The 15,405-nt window shown below is 50.6% G+C and carries 13 protein-coding genes; 7 read left to right on the top strand and 6 right to left on the bottom strand.

Going from position 1 to position 15,405, the window contains the following annotated elements:
* Positions 1-33: 33 nt before the first annotated feature.
* Both ACGHTT_RS03250 and ACGHTT_RS03245 read right to left on the bottom strand, forming a co-directional pair.
* Positions 34-519, bottom strand: coding sequence for an RDD family protein (locus ACGHTT_RS03250; RefSeq protein WP_390593466.1), 486 nt, complete (start codon positions 517-519; stop codon positions 34-36).
* 143 nt (positions 520-662) lie between these two features.
* Entirely contained in the window at positions 663-1,256 is a 594-nt protein-coding gene (locus ACGHTT_RS03245; protein ID WP_390593465.1) for a uracil-DNA glycosylase family protein, read from the bottom strand.
* Positions 1,257-1,361: 105 nt separating this feature from the next.
* On the opposite strand from ACGHTT_RS03245, the gene ACGHTT_RS03240 reads away from it, so the two are divergent.
* Positions 1,362-2,036, top strand: a complete 675-nt coding sequence (locus ACGHTT_RS03240) for a glutathione S-transferase (RefSeq protein WP_390593464.1) — start codon at positions 1,362-1,364, stop codon at positions 2,034-2,036.
* 32 nt (positions 2,037-2,068) lie between these two features.
* Here ACGHTT_RS03240 and ACGHTT_RS03235 read toward each other — a convergent pair whose 3' ends face one another.
* On the bottom strand, positions 2,069-3,127 hold the full coding sequence (locus ACGHTT_RS03235) for a PLP-dependent cysteine synthase family protein (protein WP_390593463.1): 1,059 nt from the start codon (positions 3,125-3,127) through the stop codon (positions 2,069-2,071).
* A gap of 98 nt (positions 3,128-3,225) precedes the next feature.
* Here ACGHTT_RS03235 and ACGHTT_RS03230 point away from each other — a divergent pair, with 98 nt between their 5' ends.
* The 3 genes from ACGHTT_RS03230 (at position 3,226) to ACGHTT_RS03220 (ending at position 7,397) form a co-directional block, all read left to right on the top strand.
* Positions 3,226-5,367, top strand: coding sequence for an ATP-binding protein (locus tag ACGHTT_RS03230; protein WP_390593462.1), 2,142 nt, complete (start codon positions 3,226-3,228; stop codon positions 5,365-5,367).
* A 72-nt stretch (positions 5,368-5,439) separates the two neighbouring features.
* Positions 5,440-6,834 carry a MipA/OmpV family protein gene (locus ACGHTT_RS03225; protein WP_390593460.1) on the top strand — a complete coding sequence of 465 codons (1,395 nt, stop codon included), beginning with the start codon at positions 5,440-5,442 and terminating at the stop codon, positions 6,832-6,834.
* Positions 6,816-7,397, top strand: coding sequence for a rhomboid family intramembrane serine protease (locus tag ACGHTT_RS03220; RefSeq protein ID WP_390593459.1), 582 nt, complete (start codon positions 6,816-6,818; stop codon positions 7,395-7,397). The genes ACGHTT_RS03225 and ACGHTT_RS03220 overlap by 19 nt, the downstream gene beginning before the upstream one ends.
* Here the strand turns inward: ACGHTT_RS03220 and rhlP are convergent.
* Positions 7,361-8,224, bottom strand: coding sequence for a rhombotarget lipoprotein (rhlP, locus tag ACGHTT_RS03215; protein WP_390593457.1), 864 nt, complete (start codon positions 8,222-8,224; stop codon positions 7,361-7,363). The genes ACGHTT_RS03220 and rhlP overlap by 37 nt on opposite strands.
* A 174-nt stretch (positions 8,225-8,398) precedes the next feature.
* A complete protein-coding gene (locus ACGHTT_RS03210; protein ID WP_390593456.1) occupies positions 8,399-11,602 on the bottom strand; it encodes an alpha-amylase family glycosyl hydrolase in 3,204 nt (1,067 codons plus the stop codon).
* Between the two features lie 512 nt (positions 11,603-12,114).
* Here ACGHTT_RS03210 and ACGHTT_RS03205 point away from each other — a divergent pair.
* The 3 genes from ACGHTT_RS03205 to ACGHTT_RS03195 all read left to right on the top strand — a co-directional run bounded on the left by ACGHTT_RS03205 (position 12,115) and on the right by ACGHTT_RS03195 (position 14,737).
* Complete coding sequence (locus tag ACGHTT_RS03205; RefSeq protein WP_390593455.1) at positions 12,115-12,438, top strand: DUF2007 domain-containing protein; 324 nt, start codon at positions 12,115-12,117, stop codon at positions 12,436-12,438.
* A gap of 175 nt (positions 12,439-12,613) precedes the next feature.
* Positions 12,614-14,026, top strand: coding sequence for a sugar porter family MFS transporter (locus ACGHTT_RS03200; RefSeq protein WP_390593454.1), 1,413 nt, complete (start codon positions 12,614-12,616; stop codon positions 14,024-14,026).
* A 102-nt stretch (positions 14,027-14,128) separates the two neighbouring features.
* The gene (locus ACGHTT_RS03195) at positions 14,129-14,737 is read left to right on the top strand and encodes a class I SAM-dependent methyltransferase (RefSeq protein WP_390593452.1); all 609 of its coding nucleotides are present in this window, start codon (positions 14,129-14,131) and stop codon (positions 14,735-14,737) included.
* A gap of 57 nt (positions 14,738-14,794) precedes the next feature.
* On the opposite strand, the gene ACGHTT_RS03190 is transcribed toward ACGHTT_RS03195, so the two are convergent.
* A complete protein-coding gene (locus ACGHTT_RS03190) occupies positions 14,795-15,217 on the bottom strand; it encodes an ExbD/TolR family protein (protein ID WP_390593451.1) in 423 nt (140 codons plus the stop codon).
* Positions 15,218-15,405 lie beyond the last annotated feature (188 nt).

Here is a 15,405-nt window from a genome sequence, read left to right as displayed (position 1 = left end):
CACGGGACTGCGTAGTGCCCGGGCTTCAGCTCGCTAGCGCGCATCGGGTTTGTAAATTACCACCGAGCCCGCCATTAAATCGTGAAAACCACGCTTTTTGGCATCAATTCCAACCCAGATAAAACCTAAGAAACAGGTAAAAATAGAGACAAAATAACCGAGGTATCGAATCAATGATTGGCCAAAGCTCAAGGGCGCAAAAGTTTTTGCGTCGACGATTTGGGTATTTAACACAAGCTTTCCCGGTGTGCCGAGAAACTTCATCCAACAAAAAATATAGATAGCCAAATAAACGCCCCCCTTAGCCACCGATTGCTGAACGAAGGCCGTTAACACCAGCATTTGCTGATCCACTGGCGCGCTGTAGTCAAAGCCAACTAAGGGATTGTCGAAAAGGAAATAAAACGGCACGGCCAAACCGATGCCGAACACCACTGAATCGATCACAAAGGCGACAAACCGAATCCAGAAACCTGCGTACTTGGGATCGGTGCGCTCAAGATCTAACTGTAACTCCATGGTTATGCTCCTTGATAAAGGCAGCACTGTAGCTCGAAGCTGAAGCACAATCAAAGCCCTTAGCAACAGGGAATAGATTGCTTGGCAGGCCTGATTTTACGCCTATAGGCAGGCTGAAAATCACCAACACGCGAAAACACCTGTCAGCCACCACTTAGCTGTTTGCCGAGTAGCTGCTTGACCCTCGCCTGTAGCGGTGGAAGTACCTGCTGACTAAACCACGGATTGGCTTTTAACCAGCGGTTATTGCGAGGGCTCGGGTGTGGTAAAGGTAAAGATGTAGGCCAAAATGCGCGCCAGTTTTTCACCGTATCGGTGAGATTAGCCTGCGTATGCAAATGCCATTGCTGGGCATATTGGCCGATGATGAGCGTTAACGCTAGGCTTTCGTGTTGCGCCAATACTTGGCGGCGCCAGTGCGCGGCACACTCAGGTCTAGGCGCTAAGTCGCCACTTTGACCGGCGCCCGGATAACAAAAGCCCATGGGTAGGATGCTAAACAACGCGGGATTGTAAAACTGCGCGCGCGTCACCCCCAGCCAAGCGCGCAACCTATCGCCCGAGGCATCGTCAAAGGCCAGGCCCTTAACGCGGGTTAAACGCCCAGGCGCTTGGCCGGCAATTAAGATTGGAGCGCCAAAGCCGAGCTGCAAGATGGGTTTGGGCGGGTCTGGCAATAGACCGGCGCACAGTTGGCAATTAGCGATATCACGCGCCAAGCTGGCTTTTGTATGCATACCCCTGCCCCTTAGCGCCAAGCGTTACTCAATAAAAATGGATAACAATGATCCAAACCTGTATTAACAACGTAATGTCTACCATTGTCTATTTTAGGGTCAAGCATGATTACCTTACACCACCTCAATAACTCACGATCCCAGCGTATTATTTGGCTGCTGGAGGAGCTTGCGGTTGACTATGAGATAGTACAACACCAACGCGACCGCAAAACTCAACTCGCACCAGCCAGCCTACGCGCCATTCACCCGCTGGGAAAAAGCCCAGTGATCGTCGACAACAGCAATCAGGTGGTACTGGCAGAGAGCGGCGCGATTATCGAATACCTGATTCAGAATTACGGCGATAGCCAATGGCAAAAAAGCCCTAGCCAAGCCGACTATTGGGATTACATTTTCTGGCTGCACTTTAGCGAGGGTTCCGTCATGCCACCTCTGGTGATGCGCTTAGTCATGAAGGGCGTCAGTACAGCGCCCATGCCTTTCTTTGCCAAGCCCATCGCCCGCTCTATTAGCTCGAAAGTACTGGCTCAATATGTACAGCCAACGATTGGGAAAAATTTGGCTTTTATCGAAAATCATTTAAAGCAGCGACAGTGGTTTACCCATGAGCGTATCTCCGGCGCCGACATTCAGATGAGCTTCCCGCTCGAAGCTGGGGTGAAATCCGGTTTAATCGACGAGCGCTTTCCGGCCATAAGCGCCTTTGTTGAGCGCTGCCACGCAAGGCCGGCGTACCAGCGCGCACTCACCCGAGGCGGCGAATACGCCTATGCCTGATCTACGCGTAACGCTCCAAAATAGGCGCGCCATTAAACCTGCCAGAGCCCTGTCTCATAAAAATGCTCTAACCGATCGAGATGGGGTTGTAAGTCGAGCCCTTGCCCCGCCACCCAGGCATCATTGTAATAGGTGGGCAGGTAGCGCTCGCCCGCGTCGCAAATTAGGCTCACCACGCTACCCGATTCGCCCCGCAACTGCATCTCCGCCATCAGCTGAAAAGCGGCATAAACATTGGTGCCGGTCGAACCGCCGCACTTGCGACCTAGGTGCCGCTCCAAAAATCGCACGGTTGCCACTGACGCGGCGTCCGGTACCTGCACCATGTCATCGACAATGGACGCGACGAAAGAAGCCTCTACACGGGGCCGACCAATGCCTTCAATACGCGATGAAACCGAGTTCACGAGACTGGCATCGCGGCTGTGGAAGTAATCGTAAAATACCGAATTTTCTGGATCGGCTACACACAGGCGCGTTGGGTGGCGCTGGTAGCGGATGAAACGGCCAATGGTGGCCGATGTACCACCTGTACCTGCGCCCACCACGACCCAATGGGGCACTGGACAGGGCTCATGGGCCATCTGCGAGAAAATAGACTCGGCAATATTGTTATTACCACGCCAATCGGTGGCGCGCTCGGCATAGGTAAACTGATCCATAAAATGGCCATTTAACGCATCCGCCAAACGCCGTGATTCGTCATAGAGCTGTGAAGGCTCTACCAAATGGCACTGGCCACCGTAAAAGGCGATTTTCTCAATTTTCTCCGGCGAGGTGTTTTTTGGAATCACGGCCACAAACGGGAGCCCCAGCAATTGGGCAAAATAGGCTTCAGACACCGCTGTAGAACCGCTCGATGCCTCAATGATGGTGGTATCGCTGTGAATCCAGCCGTTACATAGGCCGTACAAAAATAATGAACGCGCCAATCGGTGCTTTAGGCTGCCCGTGGGATGGGTGGATTCATCCTTTAAATAGAGTGTGATGTGCGGCGATGCCGGCAACGCTAGCTTAATTAAATGCGTATCGGCCGAGCGCTGAAAATCAGCATTAATAATGGCAATTGCTTGCTCAATCCAAGTACGCATATCCAAGTCTCTTATTTATTCATAAACGTGCGCCAATCGACCCAGCGCATTACCTAGACCTTACTATACTCAAGAAGTGTCGATCACACTAAAAGCCCATGAAACTATTTCACCCATCTCGCCATCAGGCCACACTGACCATTTTATTGGGCGGTGCCTTGTTACTCGTTACGGCGCTGGGCGCACAGGTTGCCTTACACGGGATAACGGAGCGCTACTCCACCTTAGTTGACACTCGAATAGCCAACTTAAACCAACTAAACCACGTCGATGGGCTATTTAGGGCACAAGTTCAAGAGTGGAAAAACACCCTCTTGCGCGGCCACGTGCCTGGTCTGCGCGACATGTACTGGCAAAACTTCATTCGCGCCGAGGCTGAAGTAATCCAAGCATTAGACGACTTAGAGCGCAGTGAATTAAACCCCGCAACGCTGAAAGCGCTAAAGCGCTTCCAGCGCTCACACCAAGAACTCGCGAAGCGTTATCGACAAGGCTATGAAATTTTTTTGCAAACGAATTTCGATTACAAAGCCGTCGATAGTGTACTCAGAGGGGTCGATCGGCAGCCTGCAAGCCAACTGCAAGACTTTACCGAGCGGCTGGAGCGAGATATTGCCTTAGAGGCAGATGCCTTGCACGACACAGCCGGCAATTATTATATAGCGACCCTGTTTATCGTCATCTTCGCCAGTGTCATCGTTGCCCTCGGTGTAGCCGCCATCGTACGCAACGCCATTGAGGTGGAAGTCGACTCGCACAGCCGATCCGGCTTTTTAGCGAAAATGAGCCACGAAATACGCACCCCCATGAACGGCGTGCTAGGTATGAGTGAGCTTCTGGGCGCAACCCCACTCACCGAACAGCAGACGCGCTACAACCAAGCGATTCACAGTTCAGGGCAGTCCCTACTGATTCTCATTAATGATCTGTTAGATTATTCGCGCATCGAAGCGGGAAAAATGTCACTCGAACATATCCCTTATTCACTGCGCGGGCTGCTGAGCAATTTGTATTATCTTTTCGTCCATAAAGCAGCGGAAAAACAACTGACCTGGCATATCGACATAGCGCCAGATATTCCCGATCAATTCATGGGTGACTCGGTTCGACTCAATCAAATTCTGGTTAACCTCGTTGGCAACGCACTTAAATTCACCAAAGCGGGCAGCGTAGAACTGGCGATTCGCTGGCACGACGGGCGCCTGTGCTTTAGCTGCGTCGACACGGGTATAGGCATGACGCCAGAAGCCATCGACCAACTGTTTACACCTTTTGCTCAGGCCGACGCCAGCATCAACCGCCGTTTCGGCGGCTCTGGCCTCGGCCTGACCATTAGCCGCGAGCTCTGCCTGCAAATGCAGGGCGAGTTGCACGTTAAAAGCACCCCAGAGCAAGGCAGCGAATTTACCGTCGATATCCCCGCCGAGCTTGCCGCGCGCGAACAAGATATCGACTTCCCCGAGCCCAAGCCTCTGATCAAACTTTGCATTGAAGACCCAAAGCGCGCGCAAGACTACCAACGATACTGCCAATTTTGGCGGCTGAAAACCGATCAGCTTGATCCATCGAACCCCAACCTTTCCACCAGCCCTAGCAAATCAGAGCCGACAATTACCGTTATAGACCTCATCGATCACCACAAAAGCGATACCTTGGCAGCAGAGTGCAAACAGGCCGGCCATAAAGTACTGCAACTTTACGATGTTGGCCAAAGTAACGAATGGGTCAATAGCCACGGCGAGGTTAGCCAAGGCTTTAAAGATCGCCCGCCCTTTGGCGCGCTGCTGAAACCGCTATTGCTGGATTGCTTAAACCTAGACCCAAGCAAAGCCAAACACGTTGATCCACACAGGGGTATTCGGCCGCTGAATATTCTTGCCGTCGACGACAACTCGGTTAACAGAACCGTGGTGTCAGCGATGCTCGCCAAACTCGGCCACCGCTGCACCTTGGCCTGCGATGGCGAAGACGCCGTCAGCCAATTTATCAACACCAACCGCGCCTTCGACCTGGTATTGATGGATTGTGAAATGCCGGTGCTGGACGGCGTTGGTGCACTCAAATGCATTCGAGAGATTGAGGCCCAGCAGCAGACGACGCGCACACCGATACTGGCACTCACAGCCAATGCCTATCAATCCCAACTGGATGGCTACCGCGAAGCCGGCATGGATGATGTACTGACCAAACCATTGAGCTTAAATACGCTCAAGGAAGCACTCGCCAAACACGCCCTCTAAAGCGCGCACCTCGGCGCACCAGTTCTGGTATCATGCGCGCCTTTACTAGCTTGCCAAGGATCTCTTTCGGCCATGAAAGCCACACTGCCTCTGACAGCCCTCTGTATCGGTATCGTAACTGCCTCAACCCACACCTTCGCCACGCCATCCTCGTCCAATGCAGAGCCGAGCACCGGTGTTTGGTCTATGGGAATGACCACCCGAAGCTTCAGCTCGCCCTATCAGGATGAAGGCCTGCGCAACGATTTCATTCCAGAAATTAATTATCAGGGCGAACAGTGGTATATCGACGGCACACAGGCGGGCTGGCGCAGCGAAAAGCACGACGGTTTTTACCTCAACGCCTTCAGCCGCTATCGCTTTGGTAGCTACAGCGAAAAAAATTCAGATGCACTGGCAGGCATGCGCCGCTTGGGCACACTAGAGGCTGGTGCCAAATTGGTGTTCGAAAGTGAGCTAGGCGAGCTTAGCGTTGCCGCCAGTCACGACACGCTGAATCGACACCAAGGCTGGTCCTCCACCGTAGAGTGGCGCGGAGATTGGCACGCGGATAGCTGGAAGCTCGAGCCCTTCGTGGCCGTGGATTACGACAGCGCCGAGGTAAACAACTACTTTTTCGGCGTCGAAAATGACGAAGCCAACCCCGACAGGCCAGCCTACCGCGCCGATAGTGCGATCAATTATCGACTTGGCGTGGACAGCTGGTACCGTCTAGGTGGCCCGCACCTTTTTGGCGCCGGCTTAAGCCACACGTTTTACGACACCAGCGTCGAGCAAAGCCCCATTACCGACGCCAGTGGGCGCTCGGAATTGCGCCTTAGCTACCGCTATGAATTCATCAATAACCGAGCCGCACAAGCCGTGGCCAAAGCAGGCGAAAGCCCCTGGCTAAAAGGAGATTGGGAATGGCGGCTCGCTGGCGGCTACATTAAAGATGGTAATTTTATTGAGATGATTTACCTCAATAATATGGCTGTCGACACTGAGAAAACGGCCTTAGTCAGCGCCTTTTTAAGCAAGAAAATCACCGAGCGCACCTTCGATTTGCCGATTCAAATGCACATCACCGGCGGCCTCGTTCGCCACTTCGAAAAAAATCTCCAAAGTGACTTTAACGAATATGTGTTCGCCTTAAAGGGTTACTTCAGTGAGTTCCCCTGGTCGCACATTATTGAAACCCGGGTGGGCTTTGGCTACGGGTTTTCTTATGGCGACAAGGTGTCGTTTGAAGAATCGGCCAGTGTGATGGAGGACAACATCAACGACTCGCGCCTTTTACAATACCTAGACTATAGCTGGGACGTGAATATAGGCGACCTGTTCAGAGCGCCCTCGGCAAAACACTGCTACCTGGGTTACAGCATTCACCATCGTTCAGGTATATTTTCCAAAGCAGAAATTTACAACAATGTAGACGGTGGCTCTAACTGGAATACATTCTACGTGCAATGCAAAGTCAACAACTAACACTTGCACGCTTAACCCAGCATGCGGGGTTGCCACTGCTAGTATTGGCAGCCCTGCTAGTCGCTTTTATACCGAATCAACACCAACCTTTCCTAGCGTGCAGCATTTTTCCCGCGCGGGATCAACTAAGCCTGCAATGGCTCATTGGGCATTTCTGTCATACATCGCTTCAGCACTGGGCTTTGAACGCAACGGGTCTTGTTGTGTTCGCACTACTTTATGGCCGCCGCTTTAGCGCGCTCGCCTTGACGCTGTTAGTATCTGGGTTAATAACCGGCACCAACATCTACCTATATTACGGCTACCGCTTAGATTTCTATCTTGGCTTCTCATCGATTTTGTACGGTTTATTCCTCTTTGCCGCACTGAGGCATTACGCCGAACAAAAACAACTAAGTAGGTTTGTTTTAGTGGCGCTGGCGCTGCAGTGCAGCGCCAGCTATATGTCCTTATACCCCTTATCCACATCAGACCTACCTGCGGCAACCGATGTGCATTTAGCCGCGGTCGCCACCAGTATTTTACTTTATGCCCTGTGCCGTGGCTGGCGCCATTGGCGTTGACATAGCTGCACTAAACAGGCACACAACATTAACCCTAAAAATATAAAATCAATCGCGCCGCCAGAACCAGAATAACCCGCGCGATGTTCCACCTTGGCTATTTTTTCGTTTTTAACCCGGTCTTTAAACCGACCCAGCTCAGCATCTAAATTAACCACCATATCCTGAACGGCGGTATCAAAACCTTTAAAACTATTCTCGGTCATGGTATCTGCCACACCTATGGCCGTAGAGCGCTGATCAATGCGATTAACACCGGGGGCGCGAAACAACATTTTTCGAGATTTAACATCAAAGACCGCGGTATCAACAAAGGTTTGAATGGAATTGTCGCTCGCCGGAATGACATACAGGCCAACAATAGTCCAGTAAAGTAACGAGGCATTATTATCGATAGTTTGCATCACTTGGTCATAAGAAACTAAGGCCATCACATCCACATCATGTAAACGCGCTAACTGCTCGAGCGCATCGAAACCTCGACCATTGCGTAAATAGGTACTGGGAATCAAGTCGATACGATCGATGTAATCATAGGCACTAAAGGAGGTTTTTACCTTTTCCAATAACGCCATCTCCTGGGCGATAGAAAGCTGCTGCCTTGGGCTATAACCAGATGACGGCACAAACGCTAAACCGACTTTCACCGGTAGCTGCAGCAAGGGTAAATCCGGCTTTACTTCATTGCGATCATCCTTATTTGGGTAGAGATAATCCACCAAACTACTGGAGACCGCATTGCGATTACTGCCCTCATTCACAAACGAACTGCAACCCAATAAGGCTATTAACATCAGTCCTTGTACTACTAGCACTATGTGTTTCATGTAATTATCCCTGCACGAATTGTGACTCAACAATCAACGGATGGGTTGAGCGAGACGTTGATTCTGTCTCAATGTAGGCCAATTTGGAAGCAACCAAGCAGGCTAATTTGGCGGTCGGGGGAGGGGCAAGGCTGGCCAACCCGATGCTCCGGGCTGGCCAAATAACAGAGCAGATCAGTTCAAATAGGTACCGCTGACGCCTACCTTGCCAGCGCCATTAAGCACCCAAATGCGAGCGTTATAAGCCGGCACAGTAAAACTCGTACTGCCATTGCTTACCGTCATAGACGCACCAGTGACGGCATCGCGATAGGTGCCATTCTTAATGCCGGAAACAGTAACACTCTGCGTGCTCGTGGCCGCCAAGCCAATTACTGCATAACTACCCTCACTCGCGAGATCGCGCACAAAACTCATCCCTGCACCCCATTCATTGACGTGGCTCATGGGCGCTTTTTGCAGCGCGGGTATCGCTTTGCGAATTTGATTCAAGCGTTTAATGTGCTGGTACAGGGGGTGACTTTGGGTCGTCGCGACATCATCCAAGTGCGGGCCAAAATACGCTCGCCCCGTTTGATCTAAGGTGTCGTTAGCGTTGGCAATATCCTGAGGCAAGCCCGCTTTAAACATAATTTCCTCACCATAATAAAGCGTAGGAATGCCGCGCGCTGTCCACAACAAGTTGTAAACCAATGCAGCATTCCCCTGCTCGCCACCAAAGCGAAACTTAAAATCATTATCCGGGCCGACATCGTGATTTTGGAAAAAAGTCACCAGCTTTGTAGCATCGCCATAAATCCAATCCATCGCAAAAATGCCACCCACACCGCCAAAGTGACCGCGGGTAACGTTATCGCGGAAAGTGGAGAAAAGTGAAAAGTCCAATACCGATAGGCCAGAATCCCCGCCCGCATTTGGATTGGATGGGTCTTGTGTTGTGCGGGTATACCACCAAGGCCGAATAACCGCAGAGGCATTATCATTGGCGATTTCCGAACCGAAGCCGGTACCCTTTACAAGGTTTTCGCCGAACACAAACAAGCCAGGTTTATAAGCCTGCCAATCGTGCACATAACTCAACATCTCATCGCGCTCGATATGTTTCAAGGTATCAATGCGAATAGCATCAACCCCCATATCCAAGTATTGATGAACAGCGTTATTCACGTAATCTTTTACGTTTTGATTTTCTGTCGCCAAATCAATGGTATCGCCTGCCAAATGTTTTTTCTGTAGTGCCCCGGGGTTCTCCCAATCACCGCCAGCCATAAAGCCGTCTAAGTGATACCACGCAGGATCGAGTGCTTGTGCATCTATGCCAAAGAAGCGATTGGCGTTATAACCCGCCAGCGGCACTGTCACACCTGTCTTTGGATCGACTAAAGGCGTGACGCCGTCGGGATCTGAATTACAGCGTGCACGATACCAGTCGGGCGCTTTGACGTTGTCGTCATCACAGCGATTAACGCTGACGTAATCGCCCAAGTTACCTTGGTAAGGACCGTTATCAATTAACCCTTGCGACGAACCAGCCGGAACAAAATATTTGATGGGCAAGTGATCAATCCAGACGTGATTGCGCAAACCGTATTGCCCCGAGTGATTAACCACAACATCTTGAATCACCTTAATGCCCTTCGCATGCGCTGCGTCAATAAAGGCCTTGTAATCTGCACCGGGCGACTCTAGCCGCGGATCTACTTTATAAAAGTCGTAGGCGTGATAACCGTGATAATCTAATCCCGAACGATTCTCCACCGGTGGCGTTACCCAGATTGCGGTAAAGCCGAGATCTTTAATGTAATCTAACTTTGAAATTAGACCTTTAAAATCACCACGCCAATGGGGATCACCGGCTTTATACCTATCGCGGTTATAATAATTATTACTTTCATCGCCATCGTAAAAACGCGCCGTCATCAAGAAATAGATAGTTTCGCTTCTAAAATCACCTGCCGACGGCTGCTCGCCAATACGGTAATTAAACACTTGTATTTTTTGATTGCCCGATGCGTCTAGCGCCAAGGTTTTCAGCGCTAAATCAATATCGCCATTGACATCGCTGGCTAGAATGCTCTCGCCATTATAGCGGGCTGAAGACGTTGTCGGTGTGCCGCCATCCAAAGTGTAATAGACCATCGGCGCTTGGTCCTGATTATCGGCAACATGTAAACTAATGGCTTGCGATGAGTTGTAGCTACCCGCGCCTGGGTTCGCCGTTACGGTGGGTGCCTCGGTGTCGGCACCAACTACCGGTTGCACGTCGATAACTTTTGTCGTGGCGTTAAAACAAATATCAAAGGTCTGATTAGCGGCAAGGGTATAATCTTGTGCCGGATAACTTTCGGTCCAATCGCCAAAATGGTCAATTTTAAAACGCGGGTTATTATCGCCAAAACGTTGCTGGGTACAAAACAGTGTGCCGTCGCTAGTGTCCATACTCAATGCAGACCAATTCGTCGGTGTGCCGCGAAAATACCATTGATCCGCGCTCACACCTTGCACGTGAATGATCGCCGACGCGCTGGCTTCGGCGCCAAGGTCGTCCGTCACCGTTAACCCCATGGTAAAGGTGCCCGGGCTCACTGCGCTAAAACTGGTGGTTTCGGCATTACTGCCATCACTCCACACAAAGCTCGCGATATAGCCATCACTATCAACTGAATTAGATGCGTCGAGTAGGAGGCTATCACCGACAGACAGATTAATAGGTGATGTCGGACTTATGACCGCAATAGGTATTTGATTCGACGAGCCTAAGGCTTGCACGCTATACGCTAAGGTTTGGTCATTCACCGTTAAGCGATGATCTCCGACACCGGCGATATAAATATCAGCGCCGGATTTTTCTAACACGCCATCGCTATTGGTATCGCCATAGTTAGTTGACCAATCCCCTAACACATCAAATTTCAACCGCTGTTGCGACTGGCCATTTAAATGAACATCTAGCTGCCATTGATTGTTAGCAATTAAAGTCATGGGCGCTGAGGCCCAGCCATTAAACGTGCCACGGGCATTGAGTGCGGTAAAAACCTTATCGAAACCCGCTCCGCTACAGCTCGCCACAGGGCTAGTAGTAATGGCTTTAGTTTGGCTATTAAAGTGGATTTTTAGCTTGCTACCACTTGCCACGTTAAAATCGCTTGCAGGATAGCTTTCCGTCCAATTTCCGGTTCGGTCAATTTTAAATCGAGCTCCACCGCCCGCATCACCCGATGCAAACGTCTGGCAGATTGAAAACTCAGTGGCGGATTCTGCCGCCATGGCCGTCGCGACCCACGCATTAGACGTGCCTCGAAAAAACCAATCCGCCTGTGCAACACTGCTTACCCCCGCGCAGGCGATAGCCAGCACAGTAAAATGTATTTTTTTCATTACCTTTGCCTCATTTATTTTTATTAAGGCTTCGATTTCTTACCGACAATCAGCGCGTAACCAAAATTCGGTTACTGGACATCAGCTTTCAAACGACGTGTTAACACGGGGTGTTAACACATTAAGAAAAGCACCAGCAATGGCACTCAGGGGATACAAGCTTCTGAGGAATACACGCAAGCCAGACTGTGACTCTGCTGCCGAAAACACCAATTTGACATTTTCGACCCGACAAATAATCATCGCAATGGGGCTAGCAATTCAAGTAAAGTGAAAATGAATACGTATTCAAAAGGCAGAACGTTACAGGGTGACGCGGAAAATGGCGCCAAAATTTTTCCAAAGGTTAAAATGACTAAATACAAAATGGAGTCACCAACCACTTAGTTAATAGCAAACATCCGACATCGGCTATATTTATAATGAATGCCTGTGCTCGATGATTTAAGCGATACAATCGCTTTCGTTGTCTAAATGTAGAATTTCGACTGTCGTTTTTAGGAAAACACTCCATGATAAAAGTTTTCACCGCGAATACCCTATTTGAGCTACAGCTGATTCGAAATCAGTTTGACTTTGCAGGGCTAGAAACGCAGGTGCGCAACGAGTTTGCCAGTGGCGCACTGGGCGAGCTTCCGGTCTGGGACTGCTGGCCAGAGCTATGGTTAGTGGACGAATCTAAACTAGACAAAGCTAAGGCTATTGTCGCCCTATTTTCGCCCACTGGCGAGCCAGAACAAGCCGATATTCAGTGCACGGTTTGCGGCAACACCTGCCCAAGTAATTTTCAGCGCTGCTGGCAATGCCAAGCTCCCCTAGCGGCCAACGACGAATAAATCTAAGGCGTATGCAATTCGGCATTGCGCCTATTACCCCACACTAACCGGCGACAGATTCAACCTAGGCTAGCGCTAATAAGCTCCTTAAATAAGTTACTTAAAAATAGTGTTATGCTGCGCAAAAACCAGACCGTATGGTAACAATAATAATCTCGACCTCACAGGACAGCCTATGACCACCCAACCTCACCCTCCATCAGGCAATACAGGTTTTATTATCCTCATTAGCTGTATCGCCACAATTGGCGGATTTTTATTCGGCTTTGACAGCGGCGTGATTAACGGCACCGTCGATGGATTACAGGCCGCCTTTAATTCAGATAGTGTGGGCACCGGTTTTAATGTGGCCTCTATGCTTTTAGGTTGCGCTGTGGGTGCCTTTTTCGCAGGCCGCCTGGCGGACATTTACGGCAGGCGCACACTGCTTATTGTATCGTCGCTGTTTTTTATCATCTCGGCTTGGGGCTCAGGCATTGCCGCCAGCTCATTGGAATTTGTTATCTATCGTATCATTGGCGGTATCGCAGTGGGTGCCGCCAGCGTCATGGCGCCGGCCTATATCAGCGAAGTATCGGAAGCGCGCTACCGAGGCCGCATGACAACAGTACAACAAATTGCGATTATCTCTGGTTTGTTTTGCGCCTTTGTTAGCAACTATCTACTGGCGAAGTCTGCAGGCTCGGCAGCGGTTAACTTATGGTTAGGCTTTGAGGCTTGGCGCTGGATGTTCTGGATAGAGCTTGCGCCCGCCCTGCTCTTTTTCCTGACCTTGCTCTTAATACCTGAGAGCCCACGCTTTTTAGTTAGCCGCGGGCGCAAGGCCCAAGCATTAGCCGTGCTCACGCGCCTCTACGGAAGTGAACAAGCTCAACAGAAAATCGCCAACATTGAAGCGTCGCTAGCAACGGATCACCAACCCCGCTTCAGCGATTTACTCGATAAGTTGACTGGCAAAGTAAGACCGATTGTTTGGGTGGGCATTGGCCTTGCCACCTTTCAGCAATTAGTCGGTATTAACGTGGTGTTTTATTACGGTGCGGTGCTGTGGCAGTCAGTCGGCTTTTCCGAAAGCGACGCCCTGCTCATTAATATCATTAGTGGCGCGGTTAGTATCGGCGCCTGCCTGTTGACCATTTTGATCATCGACAGGATTGGTCGCAAACCTCTACTTTGGATTGGCTCTTTGGGCATGGCGATGACCTTGGCCATTCTCACACTATGTTTTGTCACTGGCGATCTCGATAGCCAAGGCCAACTGCAACTCAATGATCAACAAGGTCTAGTGGCGTTAATCGCGGCAAACACCTATGTATTTTTCTTTAACGCTTCTTGGGGGCCGGTGATGTGGGTCATGCTCGGCGAAATGTTTCCCAATCAAATTCGCGGCTCAGGTCTTGCCGTTGCAGGGTTATTTCAATGGGGCTCGAACTTCGCCATCACCATGACCTTCCCCTTCTTCCTGACCAGTATCGGGCTTGCAGGCGCATACGGTTTCTACGCCGTCTGTGCACTCATTTCGGTATTTTTTGTGCTGAAATTCGTACGCGAAACCCGCGGTATTGAGCTGGAAGATATGCAGGGTTAAATCAGCGCGCCGCCCGAGCGGTGGCGCATCTTTATTCCGACCTAATGCCCTTAGCTTTTTAATCCTGATAAACTCCGCCAACTCCTACCTAGAATCGCTGTTATGCCAACCTCAAATAGCACTGAAGCCTTCGGCTTACATATTCTCAGCAGCCAACACAAAGATATTCGTCGCCTGCGCAAAACGCAGGGGATTGCGCCGTTACACGGCAATAAGCTTTGGAAATCTAGCTACGTATTGATGGACTATCTGCAAGAATTCCCCCTAGAAAAAAACAGCAGAATACTCGAACTAGGCTGCGGCTGGGGGTTAGGCAGTATTTTTTGCGCCAAGCATTTTGCCGCCGATGCCGTTGCCCTCGATGCAGACGAAAGTGTATTTCCATTTTTAGAATTGCACGCCGAACTCAATAAAGTCGCGGTCAACACCTTCTGCGGGCGCTTTGAAGACGTCAGCGAGGCAGATCTCAGCGGCTTTGATGCCGTGATAGGTGCAGATATTTGTTTTTGGGATGAATTGCAACAACCACTCGCGCAACTTATCGAGCGTGCCCTAGCTGCGGATGTGGGGCGAATCGTGCTATCCGATCCAGGTCGACCGCCCTTTCGCGCCATGGCGGAACAGCTCTGCGAACGCGTGCCAGAAACTACTTACACAGATTGGGACGTGCCTGAGCCACACAATGCTTGGGGCTTAATACTCGACCTCTAATCAAAACCATAGACATAAAAAAACCCGCCGAAGCGGGTTTTTTTATGTCGCACGACCTTAGATTTTTTCGTCGTAAGGCACCAGTGCGATGTTGTACACCTTGGCTTCGCGTGCCGCATCGGCAATAGCCACATAGCTTTTCGCGCTCGACTTGATGTGGGCGCGAACAACAACGGCCGCTTTTGGATGCTCGGCGTGCATGCGCTCAATGTTGGCGCGAACGGCGCGAACATCAATACGACGGTCTTCCATCCAGATGTCGTCATTACTGCGAATAGTCACCACGATGGATGGGTTGTCCTCATCGGGGGGATTTTGCTGTTCGTTCGGTGGCGGGATCATGGTATCGATAACCGACTCTTTTACGAACGATGCAGTTACGATGAAGAAAATCAACATAATGAAGACCACATCGAGCATGGGCGTCAAATCGATTTCTGAATTATCTTCTGCTTCGCCGTGCTTTTTTCTACGACTCACTATTTATTCTCCTCAGCTCACAGGTTCGTGCCTGTGCGTATTTACCACGATATTCTGACCCAGCGAACCGCTGTAAGCCCGATAACCACCTAAACTTGCCCTATTTGACTCACCAGACTCTCCACCCTGATGACCCACAGGCCTGATGGGCGGGTACGATACCCATTTAACCCCACCTCAAGCAAGCC

The organism is Simiduia litorea, from assembly GCF_042853465.1.
In the GTDB taxonomy this organism is placed as follows: domain Bacteria; phylum Pseudomonadota; class Gammaproteobacteria; order Pseudomonadales; family Cellvibrionaceae; genus Simiduia; species Simiduia litorea.
This window is presented reverse-complemented; position numbering and strand designations above follow the sequence as displayed.

Bases quoted from the DNA above. Each gene is read 5' to 3' on its own strand.
- ACGHTT_RS03250 (WP_390593466.1), bottom strand. From the start codon at position 519: ATGGAGTTACAGTTAGATCTTGAGCGCACCGATCCCAAGTACGCAGGT.
- ACGHTT_RS03245 (WP_390593465.1), bottom strand. From the start codon at position 1,256: ATGCATACAAAAGCCAGCTTGGCGCGTGATATCGCTAATTGCCAACTG.
- ACGHTT_RS03240 (WP_390593464.1), top strand. From the start codon at position 1,362: ATGATTACCTTACACCACCTCAATAACTCACGATCCCAGCGTATTATT.
- ACGHTT_RS03235 (WP_390593463.1), bottom strand. From the start codon at position 3,127: ATGCGTACTTGGATTGAGCAAGCAATTGCCATTATTAATGCTGATTTT.
- ACGHTT_RS03230 (WP_390593462.1), top strand. From the start codon at position 3,226: ATGAAACTATTTCACCCATCTCGCCATCAGGCCACACTGACCATTTTA.
- ACGHTT_RS03225 (WP_390593460.1), top strand. From the start codon at position 5,440: ATGAAAGCCACACTGCCTCTGACAGCCCTCTGTATCGGTATCGTAACT.
- ACGHTT_RS03220 (WP_390593459.1), top strand. From the start codon at position 6,816: ATGCAAAGTCAACAACTAACACTTGCACGCTTAACCCAGCATGCGGGG.
- rhlP (WP_390593457.1), bottom strand. From the start codon at position 8,224: ATGAAACACATAGTGCTAGTAGTACAAGGACTGATGTTAATAGCCTTA.
- ACGHTT_RS03210 (WP_390593456.1), bottom strand. From the start codon at position 11,602: ATGAAAAAAATACATTTTACTGTGCTGGCTATCGCCTGCGCGGGGGTA.
- ACGHTT_RS03205 (WP_390593455.1), top strand. From the start codon at position 12,115: ATGATAAAAGTTTTCACCGCGAATACCCTATTTGAGCTACAGCTGATT.
- ACGHTT_RS03200 (WP_390593454.1), top strand. From the start codon at position 12,614: ATGACCACCCAACCTCACCCTCCATCAGGCAATACAGGTTTTATTATC.
- ACGHTT_RS03195 (WP_390593452.1), top strand. From the start codon at position 14,129: ATGCCAACCTCAAATAGCACTGAAGCCTTCGGCTTACATATTCTCAGC.